The 21591-nt window shown below is 54.6% G+C and carries 20 protein-coding genes; 4 read left to right on the top strand and 16 right to left on the bottom strand.

Features of this window, described 5'->3' with window-relative positions; genetic code table 11:
* Positions 1-11: 11 nt before the first annotated feature.
* The 15 genes from rnhB to rpsB all read right to left on the bottom strand — a co-directional run bounded on the left by rnhB (position 12) and on the right by rpsB (position 15015).
* Positions 12-608, bottom strand: a complete 597-nt coding sequence (gene rnhB, locus M989_RS18060) for a ribonuclease HII (RefSeq protein WP_064547591.1) — start codon at positions 606-608, stop codon at positions 12-14.
* On the bottom strand, positions 605-1753 hold the full coding sequence (gene lpxB, locus M989_RS18055; protein ID WP_064547590.1) for a lipid-A-disaccharide synthase: 1149 nt from the start codon (positions 1751-1753) through the stop codon (positions 605-607). The genes rnhB and lpxB overlap by 4 nt, the downstream gene beginning before the upstream one ends.
* A complete protein-coding gene (gene lpxA, locus M989_RS18050) occupies positions 1753-2541 on the bottom strand; it encodes an acyl-ACP--UDP-N-acetylglucosamine O-acyltransferase (RefSeq protein WP_064547588.1) in 789 nt (262 codons plus the stop codon). The genes lpxB and lpxA overlap by 1 nt, the downstream gene beginning before the upstream one ends.
* Before the next feature lie 3 nt (positions 2542-2544).
* Positions 2545-3000, bottom strand: a complete 456-nt coding sequence (fabZ, locus tag M989_RS18045; RefSeq protein ID WP_052285413.1) for a 3-hydroxyacyl-ACP dehydratase FabZ — start codon at positions 2998-3000, stop codon at positions 2545-2547.
* A 103-nt stretch (positions 3001-3103) separates the two neighbouring features.
* On the bottom strand, positions 3104-4129 hold the full coding sequence (gene lpxD, locus M989_RS18040; protein ID WP_064547586.1) for a UDP-3-O-(3-hydroxymyristoyl)glucosamine N-acyltransferase: 1026 nt from the start codon (positions 4127-4129) through the stop codon (positions 3104-3106).
* Between the two features lie 3 nt (positions 4130-4132).
* The gene (skp, locus tag M989_RS18035; protein ID WP_064547584.1) at positions 4133-4618 is read right to left on the bottom strand and encodes a molecular chaperone Skp; all 486 of its coding nucleotides are present in this window, start codon (positions 4616-4618) and stop codon (positions 4133-4135) included.
* A 124-nt stretch (positions 4619-4742) separates the two neighbouring features.
* Positions 4743-7154 carry an outer membrane protein assembly factor BamA gene (gene bamA, locus M989_RS18030; RefSeq protein WP_064547582.1) on the bottom strand — a complete coding sequence of 804 codons (2412 nt, stop codon included), beginning with the start codon at positions 7152-7154 and terminating at the stop codon, positions 4743-4745.
* Positions 7155-7185: 31 nt separating this feature from the next.
* Positions 7186-8538: a sigma E protease regulator RseP gene (rseP, locus tag M989_RS18025; protein WP_064547580.1), complete on the bottom strand. Its 1353-nt coding sequence runs from the start codon at positions 8536-8538 to the stop codon at positions 7186-7188.
* An 11-nt stretch (positions 8539-8549) separates the two neighbouring features.
* Complete coding sequence (gene cdsA / locus M989_RS18020) at positions 8550-9407, bottom strand: phosphatidate cytidylyltransferase (protein ID WP_064547578.1); 858 nt, start codon at positions 9405-9407, stop codon at positions 8550-8552.
* A gap of 12 nt (positions 9408-9419) precedes the next feature.
* The gene (gene ispU, locus M989_RS18015; RefSeq protein ID WP_064547625.1) at positions 9420-10178 is read right to left on the bottom strand and encodes a (2E,6E)-farnesyl-diphosphate-specific ditrans,polycis-undecaprenyl-diphosphate synthase; all 759 of its coding nucleotides are present in this window, start codon (positions 10176-10178) and stop codon (positions 9420-9422) included.
* A gap of 237 nt (positions 10179-10415) precedes the next feature.
* Positions 10416-11612, bottom strand: a complete 1197-nt coding sequence (gene ispC, locus M989_RS18010; protein WP_064547576.1) for a 1-deoxy-D-xylulose-5-phosphate reductoisomerase — start codon at positions 11610-11612, stop codon at positions 10416-10418.
* Between the two features lie 86 nt (positions 11613-11698).
* Positions 11699-12256 (bottom strand): ribosome recycling factor, encoded by a 558-nt coding sequence (gene frr, locus M989_RS18005; protein WP_064547574.1) that lies wholly within the window; start codon positions 12254-12256, stop codon positions 11699-11701.
* A 151-nt stretch (positions 12257-12407) separates the two neighbouring features.
* Complete coding sequence (pyrH, locus tag M989_RS18000; RefSeq protein ID WP_000224567.1) at positions 12408-13133, bottom strand: UMP kinase; 726 nt, start codon at positions 13131-13133, stop codon at positions 12408-12410.
* A gap of 169 nt (positions 13134-13302) precedes the next feature.
* Entirely contained in the window at positions 13303-14154 is an 852-nt protein-coding gene (tsf, locus tag M989_RS17995) for a translation elongation factor Ts (protein ID WP_064547572.1), read from the bottom strand.
* Between the two features lie 135 nt (positions 14155-14289).
* Positions 14290-15015: a 30S ribosomal protein S2 gene (gene rpsB / locus M989_RS17990; protein WP_064547569.1), complete on the bottom strand. Its 726-nt coding sequence runs from the start codon at positions 15013-15015 to the stop codon at positions 14290-14292.
* Positions 15016-15347: 332 nt separating this feature from the next.
* On the opposite strand from rpsB, the gene map reads away from it, so the two are divergent.
* The 4 genes from map (at position 15348) to M989_RS17970 (ending at position 20295) form a co-directional block, all read left to right on the top strand.
* Positions 15348-16142, top strand: a complete 795-nt coding sequence (gene map, locus M989_RS17985; RefSeq protein ID WP_064547567.1) for a type I methionyl aminopeptidase — start codon at positions 15348-15350, stop codon at positions 16140-16142.
* A gap of 131 nt (positions 16143-16273) precedes the next feature.
* Positions 16274-18946 carry a bifunctional uridylyltransferase/uridylyl-removing protein GlnD gene (gene glnD, locus M989_RS17980; protein WP_064547565.1) on the top strand — a complete coding sequence of 891 codons (2673 nt, stop codon included), beginning with the start codon at positions 16274-16276 and terminating at the stop codon, positions 18944-18946.
* Between the two features lie 33 nt (positions 18947-18979).
* Positions 18980-19804, top strand: a complete 825-nt coding sequence (gene dapD, locus M989_RS17975) for a 2,3,4,5-tetrahydropyridine-2,6-dicarboxylate N-succinyltransferase (RefSeq protein WP_052285401.1) — start codon at positions 18980-18982, stop codon at positions 19802-19804.
* A 107-nt stretch (positions 19805-19911) separates the two neighbouring features.
* Positions 19912-20295 (top strand): DUF3461 family protein, encoded by a 384-nt coding sequence (locus tag M989_RS17970; protein ID WP_035891957.1) that lies wholly within the window; start codon positions 19912-19914, stop codon positions 20293-20295.
* 55 nt (positions 20296-20350) lie between these two features.
* Here the strand turns inward: M989_RS17970 and cdaR are convergent, their stop codons facing one another.
* Positions 20351-21508, bottom strand: coding sequence for a DNA-binding transcriptional regulator CdaR (gene cdaR, locus M989_RS17965; RefSeq protein ID WP_035891956.1), 1158 nt, complete (start codon positions 21506-21508; stop codon positions 20351-20353).
* Positions 21509-21591: the final 83 nt, after the last annotated feature.

Here is a 21591-nt window from a genome sequence, read left to right as displayed (position 1 = left end):
CGACACACGAATCAGGACGCCAGTCCCAGTGCGCGTTTGACGGGAGCAAAGCTGCGTCGGTGATGTTCGGTTGCGCCATATTGCGCTAACTTTTCCAGATGAAAAGCGGTTGGGTAGCCCTTGTGCTGGGCAAAACCGTACTGCGGAAACACCGTGTCCAGTTCGGCCATTTCCGCATCGCGCGTGACTTTAGCGAGAATAGACGCTGCGCTGATTTCTGCCACTCGGCTATCGCCCTTCACCACAGCCAGCGACGGCATCGGCAGTTTGGGACAGCGATTGCCGTCAATCAGCACGTATTCTGGCACAACAGACAGCCCCGCCACCGCGCGCTGCATCGCCAGCATGGTGGCATGCAGAATATTGAGCTCGTCGATTTCATGCGGCTCGGCGCGGCCAAGGCTCCAGCACAGCGCTTTCTCTTTAATCTCGTCAAACAGCGCCAGTCGGCGCTTTTCGCTGAGTTTTTTAGAGTCATTCAGCCCGACAATCGGACGGGCAGGATCGAGGATCACCGCCGCCGTGACGACCGCGCCAACCAGCGGGCCACGTCCGACTTCATCCACACCCGCCACAAGATGGGTATGGGGATATTCAAATTCAATCATTGTGCTAGCTCCAGCACCGCGTCTGCCGCCTGTTCGTCTGCGTTACAGCGAATTTGCAGGTGCAGTTCACGGAAGGTATCGTGCATCGCGTGGCTGGTTTTACCGTTGGCCAGAAGCGGCTGTAACGCCTCGGCCAGCCGCTGCGGCTCACACTCATCCTGCAGCAGCTCTTTAACCAGCTCGCGGCCGGCCAACAGGTTCGGCAGCGAAACATACTCGGTTTTCACCAGCCGTTTTGCCAGCCAGAAAGTGAACGGTTTCATGCGATAGCCCACCACCATCGGGCACTTGGCCAGCATGCATTCCAGCGCCGCCGTACCGGAGGCCAGCAGCGCCGCGTCGCTGGCGATCATCGCCTCGCGCGCCATGCCGTCTAGCATATGTACGTGGAGATCCGGCGCCACTTCAACTTTGATACGTTCGAACTGCTCGCGACGCTTTGCGTTTACCAACGGTACCACCACTTCAAGATCGGGGTACTGCTGACGCAACAGCTGCGCGGTTTTTAAAAAGTCGGCGCTGAGCATCTCCACTTCTGTCCCACGGCTACCCGGCAGCATCGCCAGACAGTGGACATCGTGGGCGATACCCAGCGTATCCCGCGCGGCGTTTTTATCCGGATCCAACGGCATGGCGTCAGCCATGGTGTGTCCGATAAAGCGGCACGGGACGTTAAATTTGTCATAAAACGCTTTTTCAAAAGGCAGAAATGCGAGCACCATGTTGGTGGCTCTGCCAATTTTGAAGACGCGTTTCTGTCGCCAGGCCCACACGGACGGGCTGACGTAGTGGATCGTCTTGATCCCCTGTTTTTTGAGGTTGCCTTCCAGCGTGATGTTGAAGTCAGGAGCATCAATACCGACAAAAACATCAGGCTTCAGATCGGTAAAGCGTTGGGTGAGATCGGCGCGGATATGCAGCAGACGACGCAGTCGCCCCAGCACTTCGACGATGCCCATCACCGCCAGCTCTTCCATCTCGTACCAGGCTTCGCAGCCTTCGGCCTGCATACGCGGACCGGCCACGCCGACAAAGCGCGCGTTGGGTACGCGTGCCTTGAGGGCGCGAATGAGGCCTGCACCAAGAATATCGCCGGAGGTTTCTCCGGCGACCAGGGCAATCGTCAGGGGACGCTGTTCAGCCATTAACGAATCAGGCCGCGCGTGGAGCGGGCAAAGAAATCGCTAAAGGGTTGAACTTCCGGATACTGCTTCGCCAGTTCGGCGATTTCCGGTTTCACTTCTTCCAGCGTTTTGCCGCTGCGGTACAACGCTTTATAAGCATTGCGAATCGCGGTGATCGCTTCGCGGCTAAAGCCACGGCGCTTCAGACCTTCGATGTTGACGCCAAACGGCGTCGCGTGGTTGCCCTGAGCAATAACGTACGGCGGAACGTCCTGAGCAACGCCAGAACAGCCGCCAACCATCACGTGCGCGCCGATGATGCAGAACTGATGCACCGCGGTCATACCGCCGATGATAACGAAATCATCCAGCGAAACGTGTCCGGCTAGGGTGGCGTTATTGGCCAGGATGCAGCGGTCGCCTACCGTACAATCGTGCGCCACGTGGGCGTTGATCATCAGCAGGTTATCGCTGCCCACCTTCGTCAATCCGCCGCCCTGTACTGTGCCACGGTGAATGGTGACGCTTTCGCGAATGCGGTTGCGATCGCCAATTTCCACGCGAGTCGGCTCACCAGCATATTTCAGATCCTGGTTAACTTCCCCGATAGAGGCGAACTGATAGATCTCGTTATCACGGCCAATTTTGGTATGGCCGTTAACCACAACGTGAGACTTCAGTACGGTACCTTCGCCGATTTCGACGTTAGGCCCCACAATACAAAACGGGCCAATGTGGGCGTTAGCGCCGATAACGGCACCGTCTTCCACAATGGCGGTAGGATGGATAAAGGCGGTTTTATCAATCACGGATCAGGACTCCCGGCTACGCGCGCACATCATTGTTGCTTCGCAAACCACTTTACCATCGACCAGCGCAACGCCTTTAAAGCGAGTCAGGCCACGGCGGGTTTTCTCGAAGGTAACTTCCATAATCATCTGATCGCCAGGCACGACAGGACGCTTGAAGCGCGCTTCATCAATGCCTGCAAAATAGTACAGCTCGCCTGGCTCCAGTTTACCGACGCTTTTAAACGCCAGAATACCCGTGGCCTGCGCCATAGCTTCCAGAATCAGCACGCCCGGTAAAATCGGCTTGCCAGGGAAGTGGCCCTGGAAAAACGGCTCATTTACGGAAACATTTTTCACTGCGCGCAGAAAACGACCTTCTTCAAAATCCAGCACGCGGTCTACCAGTAAGAACGGGTAACGGTGCGGCAGAAGTTCTAAAATCTCTTCAATGTGCAGAGTATGAGTGTCAGTTGTCAAAATACTCTTCCTGTCAAAATATACTAAGGGGCAATAATAACACGGCCTGCCGGATTACAAGAATGCCGACAGGCCGGAAAGTATCATGCGATACCGATGAAAATTAGTCTTGATTATCAAGCTTGCGTTCAACTGCTTTGAGACGCTTGCTCATTTCATCAATATTCATCACCAGTGCAGCCGTTTTGCGCCAGGTCTTGTTAGGCTGGAGCGGAATACCGGACGAGTATACGCCAGGTTCGGTAATCGGGCGCATTACCATGCCCATACCGGTAACGGTGACTTTGTCGCAGATTTCCATGTGGCCGTTAATCACGCTGGCACCGCCAATCATGCAGTAACGACCAATTTTCAGGCTACCGGCCATAATCACGCCGCCTGCGACCGCAGTATTGTCGCCAATCACTACGTTGTGCGCAATCTGGCACTGGTTATCAATGATAACACCGTTGCCAATTTGCGTGTCGTCCAGCGCGCCGCGGTCGATCGTCGTGCAGGCGCCAATCTCGACGCGATCGCCAATGATCACCCGCCCTAACTGAGGGATCTTCACCCAGTTGCCGCGATCGTTGGCATAACCAAAGCCGTCAGAACCGATGACGGTACTGGACTGGATCAGGCAATTTTCGCCGATCTCGACTTCGTGGTAAATGGTTACATTCGCCCACAGGCGAGAACCCGCGCCAATTTTCGTTTTTTTGCCAACGAAACACCCCGCCCCAATCACGACGTTATCGCCAAGCACAACGTCAGACTCAATCACCGCGTTCGCACCGATAGAGACGTTGTTACCGAGGGTTGCGGTTGGACTAATGACCGCGCTCGGGGCGATATCCTGCGCCGGCTGTGGCGTGGTATCTAAAATTTGTGCCATGCGTGCGTAAGTCAGGTAGGGGTTCTTCACTACCAGCGCAGCGCCTTTGGCAAAAGGCAGTAAATCTTGCGTCAGGACAATCGCCGACGCTTCGCAAGCGGACAGGTGTTCACGATACTTGGGGTTAACCAGGAACGTGATATGACCCGCCTTAGCGGATTGCATGGACGCGACAGCGGTGATGACGATATCGCCATCACCGTGTAATTCCGCATCCAACTGCTGAGCTAAGTCAGCCAGTCGAATTGAAGGCATTACTTATTTAACCTGTTTCAGTACATCAGCGGTGATGTCTTTGACATCGCTGCTGTTGAATGCAACGGCGTTAGCGTCAACCACCAGGTCGATGCTCTGGCTTGCAGCAACGGATTTCACAGCAGTCTGGATACGTGTAACCAGTTTGCCACGTTCTTCGTTGGTACGACGAGCACGATCCTGCTCAAACGACTGCGCTTTCTGGGAGAAAGTCTGACGCTGGGAAGCGATGTCTTTTTCCAGTTTGGTGCGATCGCTACCTGCTTTCATAGACTGCAGACGCTGCATTTTAGACTGCAGGTCACCTTCCATGCGCTGAAGTTCGCCAGCACGGCCTTTGAATTCGTTTTCCAGGGTGCTGGAAACGCCCGTCTTCTGTGCAACTTGCTGGAACAGGCTACCCATGTTAACAATTGCAATCTTGTCTGCTGCCTGAGCAGACGCCGCCATTGCTAAACCCAGACCTGCAGCGACTAACCACTTTTTCACAATAATACTCCTTACCATCCCATACGTACCCGAAGGTACTGTTCTTTTGGTGGCCGAAGCCACCTGACGCTATCGCCTAATGCCAGCAAACTACACTGAACCCGCATTCCTTTGCAAAGAGCAATTACCAGGTTTTACCAATGTTAAACTGGAACTGCTCGGACTTGTCTCCATCGTATTTCTTGTACGGTTGGGCGTAGGAGAAGACCAACGGCCCCAATGGTGACATCCATTGTAATGCGATGCCCGCGGACATACGGATATTGCTCGGGTCGCTGTAGTCAGGAACGCCAGCAGCCTTCATTGCCGCCGTATTCTCCCAGTTGGTATCCCAAACGGTACCCATATCCCAGAAGAACGACGTACGGACCGAGTTCGCGTACTTATCGCTGATAAACGGCGTCGGGACGATCAGCTCGAGGCTGGCCACGCCCATGGCGTTACCGCCGACGGCATCATCAGACTTACAGTAACCACCAGACTGGTCGCAGTTATCCAGACCGGATGCACCATAGTAGACCGCTTTCGGGCCGATGGTGTTGGACTGGAAGCCACGCACGGTGCTGGAGCCACCGGCATAGAAGTTCTCATAGAACGGCAGTTCTTTACCGCCCAGACCGTCACCGTAACCCCACTTGGTACGACCCAGCACCACCCACTGATGGTCATCATCAATCGGGAAGTAAGACGCCGTATCCAGCGTGATTTTGTAGAACTCGTTATCAGAGCCCGGAATCGTCACTTTACCGTTCAGGTTGACACGTGAACCGTCCGTCGGGAAGTAGCCGCGGTCGAGTTTGTTATATGTCCAACCGTAGTTGAAGGTGAAGTCGTTTGCCGAGAAACCGTTGTCATCGCTGGTTTTGCCAGCTGACTGGCCGATAGAGTCCAGATAACGCCACATCGCCACCTGCGGTTCCATATTGGACAGGTCGTTATGGACGTAGCCCAGACCCGCACGCAGTGAGTTGTATTCGTTAATCGGGAAGCCTAGCGTACCGTCTACACCATAACTTTTGTTGGTGTAGGACGACAGGTCAGCATCATCCGCTTTAAAGTCATTGTAGAAGACACGACCGCCAAGGCTAACGCCATCAACCGTAAAGTACGGGTTGGTCACAGAAAGCTCGGTATAGGTCTGGTAGTCGTTCTTGGTACCGTTGATACCGACAGAGTAACCGGTACCTAACCAGTTATCCTGCTGAACGCCCGCCTGGAAGCTCACGCCGCTTTCTGTACCGTAACCAATACCGAAGTTGAAGCTACCGGTATTACGCTCTTTGACCTTGTAGACCACGTCTACCTGGTCCGGGCTACCCGGTACGCGCTGCGTTTCCGTATCAACCGTTTCGAAGAAGCCCAGACGGTTCAGACGATCTTTCCCCTGGTCAACCAGGTCGCCGCCGAGCCATGCCCCTTCCATCTGGCGCATTTCACGGCGCAGAACGGAATCTTTCGACGTGTCGTTACCGACGAAGCGAATGTTACGCACGTAGAAACGGTTGCCGGCATCAACGTTAATGTGCAGCTTAACGGTTTTATCAGTGTCGTTGATTTCCGGCTGAGACTGTACGCGCGGGTATGCATAACCGTAGCGACCAAGAAGTTTCTTAATGTTATCTTCCATTTTGGTCACTTTCGCGCCGTTATACAGCTCGCCCGGCTCAATTTTGGTCAGGCTTTCAATTTCAGCCGAATGACCCGCCAGGTTACCGGTCACCTGAACGCCAGACAGTTTGTACTGGTCGCCTTCGGTGATGTTAATGGTGATATAGATGCCTTTTTTATCCGGCGTCAGACTCACCTGAGTGGAATCGATGTTGAAACGCGCATAGCCGCGATCCAGATAGTAGCTGCGCAGGGTTTCAAGGTCGCCAGACAGCTTCTGTTTCTGATATTTACGATCGCCAACGACGTTCCACCATGGAACTTCATCACGCAGCTGGAAAGTGGAGATCAGATCTTCGGTCTTGAACGCATGGTTACCGACGATGTTGATCTGCTGGATCTTCGCAGAGACCCCTTCCTGGAAGACCAGCTTCAGGTCGACGCGGTTACGCGGCAGCGGTGTCACAACCGCCTTCACGCTGGCGCTGTATTTACCGACGCTGTAGTAGAAATCTTCCAGCCCTTTCTCGATATCGGAGAGCGTGGTACGGTCGAGAGATTCACCGACGCGAACGCCAGAGGCTTCCAGGTTTTGCTTGAGCATGTCATCTTTCACCGACTTGTTGCCGGAGAAGGTGATGCTGGCAATGGTTGGACGCTCTTTGACCTGCACCAGCAACACATCGCCGTCTCTCAGAACGCGAACGTCCTCAAAGTTGCCCGTCGCAAACAGGGCGCGAATGGTGTTACTGATGTCATCATCAGTGACGGTATCGCCAGGACGTACTGGCATACTGAGAAGGGCCGCACCAACAGCGACACGCTGCAAGCCTTCGAAATGAATGTCCTTCACCACGAACCCGTCAGCACCGTATACGGTCGCGCTGCTAAACAGCAGCGACGCTATAAGCAACTTTTTCATCGCCATCGTTATTATGCGTTCTTCCTAACTAACTCTCTTACAACCGAGAGAAATCATTGAAAAGTGCAAGCCCCATTAACAGCATCAGCAGGATCGAGCCGATGCGGTAACTAAAGTCTTGAACTCGCTCGGATACCGGGCCGCCTTTCAGCTTCTCAATCGCCAAAAACAGCAAATGTCCCCCATCTAATACAGGGAGCGGGAACAGGTTGATTATGCCTAAATTCACGCTGATGAGTGCAAGAAACATCAGGTAGTAAATCAGCCCATATTCCGCAGACATCCCAGCCCCCTGGGCGATTGAAATCGGCCCACTGAGGTTGTTCAGTTTGACGTCACCGGTGATCAATTTTCCCAGCATACTGACCGTCAGCTTCATCAACTGCCCGGTTTTCTCCGTGGCTTCGACGATAGCGCTGAACGGCCCATACTGGCGCACTGTTTTGTATTCCTCAGGCAGCGGGATAATCTTCGGTACTACCCCTGCAAACCCTTCCGCTTTTCCGCTACCGTGTTTTGTATCCGGTATCAGAGTTAAAGACAAGAGACTGCCCTGCCTTTCGATCTCCAGCTGTAACGCTTTGCCGGGGTTATCACGCACCAGCGTAACAAACGTCATCCATTGCGTCAGCGGTTGACCGTTGACTGTAACGATCCGATCCCCTGCTTGTAAACCGGCTTTACGTGCCGCAGAGTCAGATTGCACCTCTGCCAGCACCGGCTCAATTTGCGCACCACGCGGACGTATACCGAGCGAAGTGACCGGATCTTCTTTATCCGGCTCGAACGCCCAGTTCCGCAGGTTGAGGATTTTATCTTGACGCTGCTCGCTGCCGAAAGGGGCCACGGTGAGAGTGGTGCTTTCATCACCAATTTTGGCCACCAGCGCCATGCGCACAGCATCCCAGTCAGGCGTTTCGATACCATCTACGGCTTTTAGTTCCGTGCCTGGTGCAATTTGTGCGGTCGCCGCGATGGAATTGGCGGTTATTTCACCAACAACCGGACGAATACCAGGGACACCGATGATAAACACCAGCCAATAGGCGAAGATGGCGAAAAGGAAGTTGGCGATGGGGCCCGCAGCGATAACGGCGGCGCGCTGGCCTACCGTTTTATTGTTGAATGCCATATGGCGCATTTCTGGCGCCACCGCATCAACGCGTTCGTCGAGCATCTTGACGTAGCCGCCCAGCGGGATAAGGGCGACAACAAATTCGGTGCCGCGTTTATCAACGCGGCGCCACAGCGCTTTACCAAAGCCGATAGAAAAGCGCTCTACACGGATTCCGCAGCGCCGAGCAACCCAGAAATGACCAAATTCGTGTACGGTGATCAATACCCCTAGCGCAATAATAAACGCGGCCAGGTTCCAGAGAATGCTCAGCATAAGTCCATCCGTTAAATCGTCCTGAAAACCAGCAACAGCAGGCAGGCAAAGACCGGTACCGCCGCCGTCAGGCTGTCGATTCGGTCAAGGATCCCGCCATGACCGGGAATCAAATGACCGCTGTCTTTAATACCCGCTTCACGCTTGAACATACTCTCGGTAAGATCGCCCAGAACGGAAGCCAGCGCAGCCACGATGGAACAGGTTAACAGTATGGATGGTGCAACGTCCAGATTTGCCCACAGGCCGTAGGCCCAGGAGATAATCGCTGCCGTCACCAGACCACCGATAAACCCTTGCCAGGTTTTACCCGGCGACACCTTAGGTGCCAGCTTATGTTTGCCAAATAGTTTGCCAAACATATAAGCGCCGGAATCTGCCCCCCAGACCAGGATCATGACGTAAAGCAACCACAGCGCACCGCTGTAATGATTTTCATCATAATGCCAGGCGCGCAGCGCCAGCATGCCCCAGAAGAACGGCACAATCGTCACGATGCCGAAAATCAGGCGTAAGGTCTTCGACTGGCGCCAGAACGCCGCAGAGGCAGGATAAAAGAGGACTAAAACCAGCGCCACAACCCACCAGACCAGCGAAGCCCACAGCGATGTTTCCACCACCGGCTGGTGAATATTATGATGATACTCCGGGATCATAAAGAGCATCACTGCCAGCAACAGGCCACACAGTACCGCCAGCCACACGCGTTGGGTGCGCGAGGTGAAACCGCTTAATTGCCCCCATTCCCATGCCGCCAGCATACAAACGACCAGCGTAACAATCGCGAAGCCGCCAGGAGGCAGCAAAAACAGGGCTGCAATGACAACCGGTATTAAAATTAATGCAGAAATCAGGCGATACTTCAGCAAAAGCTACCCCCATCAGGCCTTGTCGCCACCAGGCTCGGTGCCACCGAAACGCCGTTCGCGATTGGCAAACGCATGCAGTGCACCCTCAAAGTCTTGTTCATCGAAATCGGGCCAAAGAACATCTGTAAAGTAAAGTTCAGCATAGGCAATTTGCCAGATAAGAAAATTACTGATTCGATGCTCTCCCCCGGTCCTAATCACTAAATCTACGGGAGCCAGTTCATGCATGCAGACCTGCTGACTCAGCAGTTCTTCATTGATTTGATCGGGGCGGAGTTTCCCCTCCTGAACCTGTTCGGCTAAGCGCTGAACTCCCTGAACAATATCCCATCGTCCGCCGTAGTTGGCGGCAATGTTCAATGTTAACCCCGTATTATTTTCCGTCAGCGCTTCCGCTTTACGGATCCGCTCTTGCAGGCGTGAGTTAAACCGACGGGTATCGCCAATAATCCGCAGCCGAACGTTATGGCGGTGCAGGCTTTTCACTTCGCTATCCAGCGCCCAGACGAACAGCTCCATCAGAGCGCTCACCTCTTGCTCAGGGCGGTTCCAGTTTTCACTGCTGAACGCGTATAGCGTCAATGCCTCAATACCGTTACTCGCGGCGTAGGCGACAGCACGACGCACGGATTTCGCCCCGGCTTTGTGCCCAAAGGCGCGAATCTTACCTTGCTTCTTCGCCCAGCGGCCGTTGCCATCCATAATGATTGCCACATGGCGGCAACCGTGGGCTGGCGAATTCTCACTGGTTGGTTGATTAGCAGACAACATAACGCGTTTATAATCCATGAAAAGGGATGAGCGGTACCCCGGAATACAGCTATACACTTTATCGCTCGGGCAAGCCCGATTGATTTTACGTATCTTTGTCTCGCAAAAAAGCCGTGCTAAATCACGGCTCTCCCTATCGGCCAGCCAAAACGCACAGCGATAGGGTGGCGCAGACTATATCACTGAAGCCAGATGCTAACAAATGCCATGACGGCCAGTATGCTGATTCTGCTCTCATTACCTGACGAAATATTTCGTCTGCAGGGTGGCCGCTTCACGTGCACTGGCATCGATAATCAGCACCTCATCCACGCTCTGTGGTTCGCTGAGATCGAGCTGTTCCAGCACGGCCAGATTGAGCGCCGCAATATCGGTAAAGCGGATCTGCCCCTCGAGGAATGCCGCCACGGAGATTTCGTTGGCCGCATTCAGCGCGGTGGTCGCCGCCTGCCCCTGTTCGAACGCGTCCATCGCCAGCTTCAGGCAAGGGTAGCGCCCGTAATCCGGCTCAGAGAAGCTCAGTGCCCCCATCTTACAGAAGTCCAACGGCTTCGCTCCGGAGACAACACGTTGCGGCCAGGCCATGGTATTGGCAATTGGCGTCCGCATATCAGGCTCACCCAACTGCGCCAGCACGCTACCGTCCTGATAACGCACCATCGAGTGGATCACCGACTGCGGATGAATCAGTACTTCCATCTGCTGCGCTGATGCATTGAACAGCCAGCGGGCTTCGATGTATTCCAGACCTTTATTCATCATGGTGGCCGAGTCGACGGAAATCTTGCGACCCATCGACCAGTTCGGATGACGGCATGCCCGATCCGGCGTCATTGCGCTCAGTTCTGCAATCGGCGTCTCACGGAACGGGCCACCTGACCCGGTAAGCAGAATGGAGGAGACTCCATGCTGCGACAGGTCAGCGTACCCTAAGTCGGACTGAAAACTTTGCGGTAAACTCTGAAAGATAGCGTTATGTTCACTGTCGACCGGAAGAAGCTGTGCACCGTGCTGTTTTACCGCTTCGAGGAACAGCCGCCCGCAGGTCACCAGCGACTCTTTGTTCGCCAGCAGAATGGTTTTCCCCGCGCGGATGGCCGCCAGCGTCGGTACCAGCCCTGCCGCACCGACGATTGCGGCCATGACCTGATCCACCTCGTCGAGCGCCGCGACGTCACACGCCGCCTGTTGCCCGCTCAGCACCTCGGTACGGCTACCGTGTTCTCGCAGTGCAAGCGTTACCGCGTCAGCGCTTTTCGCGTTATCCATCACCGCATAGCGAGGGACAAACTCGAGGCACTGTTCGACCATGCGATCGACGTTTTTACCTGCTACCAGCGCCGTTACGGTAAAATCTTCAGGGTTATGACGCACCACGTCCAGCGTGTTGCAGCCAATCGAGCCTGTTGAGCCCAGGACAGTTAATCGCTTCATGAGTGTTCCAGGATAGTAAAAAGCAAAACGCCGCCAGCGAAGCAATCATGCTCCCTGTACGGCGTTAATCGCACAACTTACACAGCTTAGAACTGCATCAGTTCCGCTTCTTTCTCTGCCAGCGCCGCTTCCACTTTCTTGATAGCAGCGTCGGTCAGTTTCTGAACTTCTTCCTGAGAGCGGCGATCGTCGTCTTCGCTGATCTCTTTGTCTTTCAGCAGCGCCTTCACTTTGTCGTTCGCATCGCGACGAACGTTACGCACGGAAACGCGCGCTTGTTCTGCTTCGCCACGAACGATTTTGGTCAGGTCTTTACGACGTTCTTCGGTCAGCGGAGGCAGCGGAACGCGGATATCGGTACCCGCAGAGCTTGGGTTCAGACCGAGGTCAGACGCCATGATCGCTTTTTCAACGGCCGGGCCCATAGAACGGTCAAATACGTTGATTTTCAGCGTACGGGTATCTTCTACGGTGACGCTTGCCAGCTGACGCAGCGGGGTTGCGGTGCCGTAATACTCGACGACAATGCCGTCCAGCAGGCTGGGAGAAGCACGACCCGTGCGAATTTTGCTGATTTGGTTTTTGAACGCTTCTACGCATTTTTCCATGCGTACTTCAGCATCTTTTCTGATATCGCTAATCACGTTACGAATCCTTGAAAACTAGTCTCAGTCGACCAGACAATGGCACATTGCAGTGAATGCGCTAAGTATAGTCTCGTTTAAATCATGCCACAGAATAATGTCATTCTGCCGGGTAAAGACAAATCTTACCCGGAATTGGCCGTCACGGAAATTATTCCGTAATCAAAGTGCCTTCTTTTTCGCCCATCACCACGCGGCGCAGCGCGCCCGGTTTGTTCATGTTGAATACGCGAATCGGCAGTTTATGGTCACGAGCCAGCGTAAAGGCCGCCAGATCCATGACTTTCAGTTCTTTATCCAGTACTTCGCTGTAGGTCAGCTGATCGTACATAGTGGCAGACGGGTCTTTCGCCGGGTCAGCGGTGAAGACGCCATCAACCTTAGTTGCTTTCAGTACCACGTCGGCTTCGATTTCGATGCCGCGCAAGCAGGCTGCGGAGTCGGTGGTAAAGAACGGGTTACCGGTACCGGCGGACAGAATCACGACGCGGTTATTACGCAGCAGGCTGATCGCCTCTGCCCAGCTGTAGTTGTCGCAAACACCGTTCAGCGGGATTGCCGACATCAGGCGGGCGTTCACATAGGCGCGATGCAGTGCGTCACGCATTGCCAGGCCGTTCATTACCGTTGCCAGCATGCCCATGTGGTCGCCCACAACACGGTTCATACCGGCTTTCGCCAGACCCGCACCACGGAACAGGTTGCCACCACCAATAACGACCCCCACCTGGATGCCCAGCTCAACAAGTTCTTTAATCTCTTGCGCCATACGGTCAAGAATACTTGCGTCAATACCGAAGCCTTCAGTGCCCTGCAAGGCTTCGCCGCTAAGCTTGAGCAGAATACGTTTGTAGACAGGTTTTGCGTTGGTAGCCATTTTCTTTCCTGAGGTGTCACGAATGGGATGGTTTAATTCAAGTGACATCATGCGTTCCTTGCCACCTGAACCCTATAGGAGCTGGCTGATTTCCACATGACGATGTTCTTTACTACAGATGCTTTACTACACAAAAGAGAGCCGCCCTCAGGCGGCTCCTTTACTGCAATTAAGACTGCTTGGACATAGCAGCAACTTCTGCTGCGAAGTCAGTCTCAACTTTCTCGATGCCTTCGCCCACTTCGAAGCGGATGAAGCCAGTCACGTCAGCGTTGTGCTCTTTCAGCAGCTGGCCAACAGACTTGCTCGGATCCATAACGAACGGCTGACCAGTCAGAGAAACTTCGCCGGTGAATTTCTTCATGCGGCCTTCAACCATTTTCTCTGCGATTTCTTTCGGCTTACCGGACTGCATCGCGATATCCAGCTGTACCTGGTATTCTTTCTCTACCACTTCAGCGGAAACGTCTTCCGGCTTAACGAATTCCGGCTTGCTTGCAGCAACGTGCATTGCCAGCTGTTTAACCAGCTCTTCGTCAGCACCGGTTGCCGCAACCAGAACGCCGATGCGCGCACCGTGCTGGTAGTTGCCCAGTACTTCGCCTTCCAGGGAAGCCACGCGACGGATGTTGATGTTCTCACCGATTTTAGCAACCAGCGCAACGCGTTCTTCTTCGAACTGTGCTTTCAGAACTTCAACGTCGGTGATGTTGCCAGCAACGGCAGCGTCCAGCACTTTGTCAGCGAAAGCCTGGAAACCCGCATCTTTAGCAACGAAGTCAGTCTGGCAGTTAACTTCCAGAATGAACGCGATGTTGCCGTTGATTTTGGTTTTGATCACGCCGTCAGCAGCAACGTTGCCTGCTTTTTTCGCCGCTTTGATCGCGCCAGATTTACGCATGTTTTCGATTGCCAGCTCGATGTCGCCATTAGCTTCAGTCAGGGCTTTTTTGCAATCCATCATGCCTGCGCCAGTACGTTCACGCAGCTCTTTTACCAGGGAAGCGGTAATTTCAGCCATTCTAAAATCCTCGGAAGATTTGATCTGCCCGGCAAAAACCGCACAGATTTAAAAGTGAAAAAGGGGGCCATAAACAGGCCCCCTAACCAAACGTGTTACTACCTGGTTTATAAGGGCTCTAACGAGCGTGCCTTATTACTCAGCTTCTACGAAGCTTTCTTCCGCCTGGGAAGCCAGATCGGAAGAACGGCCTTCACGAACGGTAGCAGCTACAGCGCTCAGGTACAGGGTCACAGCACGGATTGCATCGTCGTTACCCGGGATAACGAAATCAACGCCATCTGGATCAGAGTTGGTATCAACGATAGAGAATACCGGGATACCCAGGTTGTTCGCTTCTTTGATAGCAATGTGCTCGTGGTCAGCATCGATAACGAACAGTGCGTCCGGCAGGCCGCCCATGTCTTTGATACCGCCCAGGCTGTTTTCCAGTTTCTCAAGCTCACGAGTACGCATCAGCGCTTCTTTCTTGGTCAGCTTGTCGAAAGTACCGTCCTGAGACTGAGTTTCCAGATCTTTCAGACGCTTGATGGACTGACGAACGGTTTTCCAGTTAGTCAGCATACCGCCCAGCCAGCGATGGTTCACGAAGAACTGGTCGCAGCTCAGAGCAGCTTCTTTCACAGCTTCGCTTGCAGCGCGTTTAGTACCAACGAAAAGGATTTTACCTTTACGAGAAGAGATCTTGTTCAGTTCAGCCAGAGCTTCGTTGAACATCGGTACAGTTTTCTCAAGGTTGATGATGTGAACTTTGTTACGTGCGCCGAAGATGAAAGGCTTCATTTTCGGGTTCCAGTAACGGGTCTGGTGACCGAAGTGAACACCAGCCTTGAGCATGTCGCGCATGGAAACAGTTGCCATGGTTTAAAACCTCTATAGATAAAGTTGGGGTTATGCCTCCACGTATCCCATATTACCGACCCCAAAGGGCACCCCGGAATATGTGCCGATACGTGTGTGTTATTTACACAAAGTGAGATTTGTCGCTTCCGGACAAAACAATGAGCGGAAGTTCGGCGCGCTTTATACCATAAAACCGATACAGATACCAACAGTTGTTATCGCCGACGCAGGGCACGAAAGGCGAAGTTCAGAATGATTCTCAATTTGGCAGGGGGTACTCCTGGCTGTTAACATTGACATCACTAATACTCAATTATTGTCGAAAAAATCGACACTGATGGACATATTCCATGGCTATTTCTATTAAGACTCCAGAAGATATTGAAAAAATGCGCGTTGCTGGCCGTCTGGCCGCTGAAGTGCTGGAAATGATCGCCCCGCACGTCAAGCCTGGCGTGACCACCGGCGAGCTGGATCGCATTTGCAACGACTACATTGTCAACGAACAGAAAGCAATCTCCGCCTGCCTCGGCTACCACGGGTATCCGAAATCGGTCTGTATCTCTATCAATGAAGTGGTGTGCCACGGCATTCCGGATGACGAAAAACATCTGAAAGATGGCGATATCGTCAATATCGACGTGACCGTGATTAAAGACGAGTTCCACGGCGATACCTCAAAAATGTTCATCGTAGGCAAACCGACCATTCTCGGCGAACGTCTGTGCCGCGTCACCCAGGAGAGCCTGTACCTGGCGCTCAAAATGGTGAAGCCGGGCGTGAACCTGCGCGAAATTGGCGCGGCGATCCAGAAGTATGTTGAAGCGGAAGGTTTCTCCGTGGTGCGCGAATACTGCGGTCACGGCATTGGCCGCGGCTTCCACGAAGAACCGCAGGTGCTGCACTATGACTCTCGTGAAACCGACGTGGTCCTCAAGCAGGGCATGACCTTCACCATCGAACCGATGGTCAACGCCGGGAAGAAAGAGATTCGTACCATGAAGGACGGCTGGACGGTAAAAACCAAAGACCGGAGCTTGTCTGCACAGTACGAGCATACTATTGTGGTGACAGACAACGGCTGCGAAATACTGACGTTACGCTCGGATGACACCATCCCGGCGATAATCTCGCACAACGAATAATGAAAAGCCGGCGCACGCCGGCTTTTTTATGACGGGCGTCCTGCCCGTCCCCCTTCGGGCCGCCGCAAGCGACGTTAAAAATCGCTCCCGGCGATTTTTTTTGGTAATCGTTTTTTCTTATGGGTGGCGCAATGAGTAACTCCATACCTGAACTGGCTTGTACCCCCCTCCCCGCTCTGCCCGGCCAGCCGGACAACCCGGTACACTGGCCCGAGGACGGCCTGAACTGCGCCGATATAAAAAGCCGGCTGGACGCCTTCCAGCGCTGGCTCGGAGCCGCGTTCGACGAAGGCGTCAGCGCTGAACAGCTCATAGAGGCGCGCACCGAATTTATCGACCAGATGCTCCAGCGCCTGTGGCTGCACTACGGTTTTGGCGAGGTTGAGGACGCGGCGCTGGTCGCCGTCGGCGGCTATGGTCGCGGCGAACTGCATCCGCTTTCCGACGTCGACCTGCTAATTCTCAGCCGCAAAAAGCTCTCCGACGAGCAGGCGCAGAAAATCGGTGAATTGCTGACGCTGCTGTGGGATATCAAGCTGGAAGTCGGCCACAGCGTGCGTACGCTGGAAGAGTGCCTGCTGGAAGGGTTATCCGATTTAACCGTCGCCACCAACCTGATTGAATCGCGTCTGCTGATCGGCGACGTTGCGCTGTTTCTCGAACTGCAAAAACATATTTTCAGCGAAGGCTTCTGGCCGTCGGAAAACTTCTTCCCGGCGAAAGTCGCCGAGCAGGAGGCGCGCCACCAGCGCTACCACGGTACCAGCTACAATCTGGAACCGGACATCAAAAGCAGCCCCGGCGGCCTGCGCGACATCCACACCATTCAGTGGGTCGCCCGCCGCCACTTTGGCGCCACGTCTCTCGACGAGATGGTCAGCTTTGGCTTCCTCACCGAGGCCGAGCGTAACGAGCTTAACGAGTGTCTGCACCTGCTGTGGCGTATTCGCTTTGCCCTGCACCTTGAACTTAATCGCTACGATAACCGCCTGCTGTTCGATCGTCAGCTCAGCGTCGCCCAGCGGCTGAAATATGCCGGCGAAGGCAATCAGCCGATCGAACACATGATGAAGGATTTCTATCGCGTCACCCGCCGCGTCGGTGAGCTGAACCACATGCTATTGCAGCTGTTCGATGAGGCGATTCTCGCCCTGACGGAAGATGAAAAACCACGGGCCATCGACGACGACTTCCAGCTGCGCGGGACGCTGATCGATCTGCGCGACGATACGCTGTTTATCCGCGAACCGCAGGCCATTTTGCGGATGTTCTATATGATGGTACGTAACAGTAACATCACTGGCATCTATTCCACTACGCTGCGCCATCTGCGCCATGCCAGACGTCACCTGACCGAGCCGCTGTGCTATATCCCGGAAGCACGCGCGCTGTTCCTCAACATGCTGCGCCACCCCGGCGCGGTAAGTCGCGGCCTGCTGCCGATGCACCGCCACAGCGTGCTGTGGGCCTATATGCCACAGTGGTCGTATATCGTCGGCCAGATGCAGTTCGATCTGTTCCACGCCTACACCGTCGACGAGCACACCATTCGCGTGCTGCTGAAGCTGGAAAGCTTTGCCCATGAGGAGACGCGTTCGCGCCACCCGCTGTGCGTCGATCTCTGGCCGCGGCTCAACCATCCGGAACTGATTCTGATTGCCGCCCTGTTCCACGATATCGCCAAAGGGCGCGGCGGCGACCACTCGATCCTCGGCGCGCAGGACGTGCTGAAATTCGCCGAATTGCATGGTCTGAATTCGCGCGAAACCCAGCTGGTCGCGTGGCTGGTGCGCCAGCATCTGTTGATGTCGGTCACCGCCCAGCGCCGCGACATTCAGGATCCGGAAGTCATCAAGCAGTTCGCCGAAGAGGTGCAGACCGAACATCGTCTACGCTTCCTGGTGTGCCTGACGGTCGCCGATATTTGCGCGACCAACGAAACCTTGTGGAACAGCTGGAAACAGAGCCTGCTACGCGAGCTGTACTTCGCCACCGAAAAACAGCTGCGCCGTGGAATGCAAAACACGCCGGATATGCGCGAGCGCGTGCGCCATCACCAGATGCAGGCGCTGGCGCTACTGCGTATGGACAACATCAATGAAGAGGCGCTGCACCAGATCTGGAACCGCTGCCGCGCCAACTACTTTGTTCGCCACACGCCGAACCAGCTGGCGTGGCACGCTCGTCACCTGCTTAAACACGATCTCAGTCAGCCGATGATCCTGCTGAGCCCGCAGGCAACGCGCGGCGGCACCGAGATCTTTATCTGGAGTCCGGACCGCCCGTACCTGTTTGCCGCCGTCTGCGCCGAGCTGGACCGCCGCAACCTGAGCGTCCACGACGCACAGATCTTTACCACTCGCGACGGTATGGCGATGGACTCCTTTATCGTGCTTGAGCCCGATGGTAGCCCCCTCTCCAGCGATCGCCACGAAGCCATCCGCTTAGGGCTGGAACAGGCGATTACCCAGCGTAGCTGGCAGCCGCCGCAGCCGCGTCGTCAGGCGGCCAAACTGCGCCACTTCTCCGTCGATACCGAGGTCAATTTCCTGCCGACCCATACCGACCGCCGCTCATTCCTTGAGCTGATCGCCCTCGACCAGCCGGGCCTGCTTGCGCGCGTCGGTCAGGTGTTTGCCGACCTCGGTATTTCGCTACACGGGGCCAGAATTACGACAATTGGTGAACGAGTAGAAGATTTATTTATAATCGCCACCGCCGACCGGCGTGCCCTTAATAATGAGCTGCAACAAGAAGTGCAACAACGGTTGACAGCAGCCCTCAATCCAAACGATAAAGGGTGACGTATTTTTATTAGTGAATGGAAAGAGTAAACAATGCAGCAATTACAGAACGTTATTGAGTCCGCTTTTGAGCGTCGCGCCGACATCACGCCGGCAAATGTGGATACCGTAACCCGCGAAGCGGTTAACCAGGTGATTTCCCTGCTGGATTCCGGCGCGCTGCGTGTCGCTGAAAAGATCGACGGCCAGTGGGTCACTCACCAGTGGCTGAAGAAAGCGGTTCTGCTCTCTTTCCGTATTAACGATAACCAGGTTATCGACGGTGCGGAAAGCCGCTACTTCGATAAAGTCCCGATGAAATTCGCTGATTATGACGAAGCGCGTTTCCAGAAAGAAGGTTTCCGCGTGGTGCCGCCGGCAGCCGTTCGTCAGGGTGCCTATATCGCCCGCAACACCGTGCTGATGCCGTCCTATGTGAACATCGGCGCCTACGTTGACGAAGGCTCCATGGTGGATACCTGGGCGACCGTGGGTTCCTGCGCGCAGATCGGTAAAAACGTTCACCTGTCCGGCGGCGTCGGCATCGGTGGCGTGCTGGAGCCGCTGCAGGCGAACCCGACTATCATCGAAGACAACTGCTTTATCGGCGCGCGTTCTGAAGTGGTGGAAGGTGTGATCGTGGAAGAAGGCTCCGTCATCTCGATGGGCGTCTACCTCGGTCAGAGCACCAAAATCTACGATCGCGAAACCGGTGAAGTGTTCTACGGCCGCGTTCCGGCAGGCTCCGTTGTCGTCTCCGGCAACCTGCCTTCTAAAGATGGCAAGTACAGCCTGTACTGCGCGGTGATTGTGAAGAAGGTCGACGCGAAGACCCGCGGTAAAGTCGGTATCAACGAGCTACTGCGTACTATCGATTAATAAGAAGCGAAAAAGCGGGGGCAACCCCGCTTTTTTTATTCTTACGCTGGCGGATTTTGATTTTTTCGTTAATTATTCAATAGTTAAATTAGATCAGGGGTACCGCTATGTACGATAATTTGAAAAGCCTGGGCATTACCAATCCCGATGAAATCGATCGTTACAGCCTCCGGCAGGAAGCCAACAACGATATCCTGAAAATCTATTTCCAGAAGGATAAGGGTGAATTTTTCGCCAAGAGCGTGAAGTTCAAATATCCGCGTCAGCGTAAAACCATCGCCGGTGACGGTCAGGGTTTCAAGGAAGTGCAGGAGATAAGCCCAAACCTGCGCTACGTGATTGATGAGCTGGACCAAATCTGCCAGCGCGATCGTACGGAAGTCGATCTTAAGCGTAAGATCCTTGACGATCTGCGCCATCTCGAAAGCGTCGTCACCAACAAGATCAGCGAAATTGAAGCCGATCTGGAGAAGTTGACCCGCAATAAGTAAGTTTTATGCGGTTTGTCTTCCCGGGCGAGCGCAAGCGACCCCGGGTTCCATTAGCTCATCGTTGTTCATCCAACTGCAACGCAATATACAGCAGCAGCCTGTCGTCGAAATTCCCCAAATCCAGCCCGGTCAGCTCCGAAATTCGGTTCAATCGATACTCCAGCGTATTACGGTGAATAAACAGCGCCTTTGAGGTCGCCAGCGGCTGCACGTTGTTGCGAAACCATGCCGTCAACGTCCGACGCAGCAGGCCATTATTATCCATCGCCTTCAGGCGCATCAACGGACGCGACAGCTCGTTGGCCTGCCAGCCACCGCGCAGGCTGTCGAGCAGCACTGGCAGCATCAAATCCTGGTAAAAATAGCTACGGCTCTCCGGCATGCGCTGTTTACCCACCATCATGGTGGTGCGCGCCGTACGGTAGGAGCGGGCGATACTGCCCGGCCCGGTAAAGTAGTTGCCGAGCGCCACGCGAAAACGCAGATGCCCATTCTCTTTCATGCGGGAAATCAACTGCTCCACGCGCTTCTGGTGGTCTTCAGCATCCCAGCGGCCAAACTGATTGAGCGCCGGTTTCAGCACCACCATTTCAGTCAAAGAGACGATAGCAATCAGGTTGTTACGCTCCGGCGTGGTCAGCGCGTTTTGCAACTGCTGTAACTCGGCCATGGCGCTGTCGACGCCAAGCTGTCCGCTATCAACTTCGACCACCGCCGCCACACGCGGCTGGTTCAGGTCGATCCCCAAACGCTGCGCCCATTCGGTCAACGCAGGGGTATTCTCCTCGGCCTGAATCAGATTCATGACCAGCTCTTCCCGCAGTCGGCTGTCCTGCGCCAGCAGATGCATCAGACGCGACTGCTCCAGCATCATCTCCGCCGTCATGCACACCAGTTCGCCATATTTACGCAGCGTCTCCGGTTCGCCGGTCAGGCCGATGACGCCGACAATTTCGCCTTCCAGACGCAGCGGCAGGTTGATCCCCTGACGCACACCGTGCAGATGGCGCGCCACCGCATCGTCGATGTCTACTACCCTGCCCTGCGACAGCACCAGCAGCGCACCTTCGTGCAATTCCCCAATACGCTCGCGATCGCCGCTGCCGATAATGCGTCCACGGGCATCCATCACGTTAATATTGGTATCAATGATGCGCATGGTGCGCGCCACGATATCCTGCGCCATTTTAGTATCGAGATGCCAGCTAGCCATGAACCCCTCCTGTGAGCAGGTTACATGATAAGAAAGATGAGAAAAGCCTGCACTGTGCAAATGCACAAAGCATGGTCAAGATC

The organism is Kluyvera georgiana ATCC 51603, from assembly GCF_001654985.1.
GTDB lineage: Bacteria > Pseudomonadota > Gammaproteobacteria > Enterobacterales > Enterobacteriaceae > Kluyvera > Kluyvera georgiana.
The sequence above is the reverse complement of the archived record's forward strand: the minus strand, read 5'-3'. Positions and strand labels throughout refer to the sequence as shown.

Excerpts from the sequence above, each read along its gene's own strand:
- rnhB (WP_064547591.1), bottom strand. The coding sequence starts at position 608 with ATGATTGAATTTGAATATCCCCATACCCATCTTGTGGCGGGTGTGGAT.
- lpxB (WP_064547590.1), bottom strand. The coding sequence starts at position 1,753 with ATGGCTGAACAGCGTCCCCTGACGATTGCCCTGGTCGCCGGAGAAACC.
- lpxD (WP_064547586.1), bottom strand. The coding sequence starts at position 4,129 with ATGCCTTCAATTCGACTGGCTGACTTAGCTCAGCAGTTGGATGCGGAA.
- bamA (WP_064547582.1), bottom strand. The coding sequence starts at position 7,154 with ATGGCGATGAAAAAGTTGCTTATAGCGTCGCTGCTGTTTAGCAGCGCG.
- rseP (WP_064547580.1), bottom strand. The coding sequence starts at position 8,538 with ATGCTGAGCATTCTCTGGAACCTGGCCGCGTTTATTATTGCGCTAGGG.
- ispU (WP_064547625.1), bottom strand. The coding sequence starts at position 10,178 with ATGTTGTCTGCTAATCAACCAACCAGTGAGAATTCGCCAGCCCACGGT.
- ispC (WP_064547576.1), bottom strand. The coding sequence starts at position 11,612 with ATGAAGCGATTAACTGTCCTGGGCTCAACAGGCTCGATTGGCTGCAAC.
- pyrH (WP_000224567.1), bottom strand. The coding sequence starts at position 13,133 with ATGGCTACCAACGCAAAACCTGTCTACAAACGTATTCTGCTCAAGCTT.
- tsf (WP_064547572.1), bottom strand. The coding sequence starts at position 14,154 with ATGGCTGAAATTACCGCTTCCCTGGTAAAAGAGCTGCGTGAACGTACT.
- rpsB (WP_064547569.1), bottom strand. The coding sequence starts at position 15,015 with ATGGCAACTGTTTCCATGCGCGACATGCTCAAGGCTGGTGTTCACTTC.
- map (WP_064547567.1), top strand. The coding sequence starts at position 15,348 with ATGGCTATTTCTATTAAGACTCCAGAAGATATTGAAAAAATGCGCGTT.
- glnD (WP_064547565.1), top strand. The coding sequence starts at position 16,274 with ATGAGTAACTCCATACCTGAACTGGCTTGTACCCCCCTCCCCGCTCTG.
- dapD (WP_052285401.1), top strand. The coding sequence starts at position 18,980 with ATGCAGCAATTACAGAACGTTATTGAGTCCGCTTTTGAGCGTCGCGCC.
- M989_RS17970 (WP_035891957.1), top strand. The coding sequence starts at position 19,912 with ATGTACGATAATTTGAAAAGCCTGGGCATTACCAATCCCGATGAAATC.
- cdaR (WP_035891956.1), bottom strand. The coding sequence starts at position 21,508 with ATGGCTAGCTGGCATCTCGATACTAAAATGGCGCAGGATATCGTGGCG.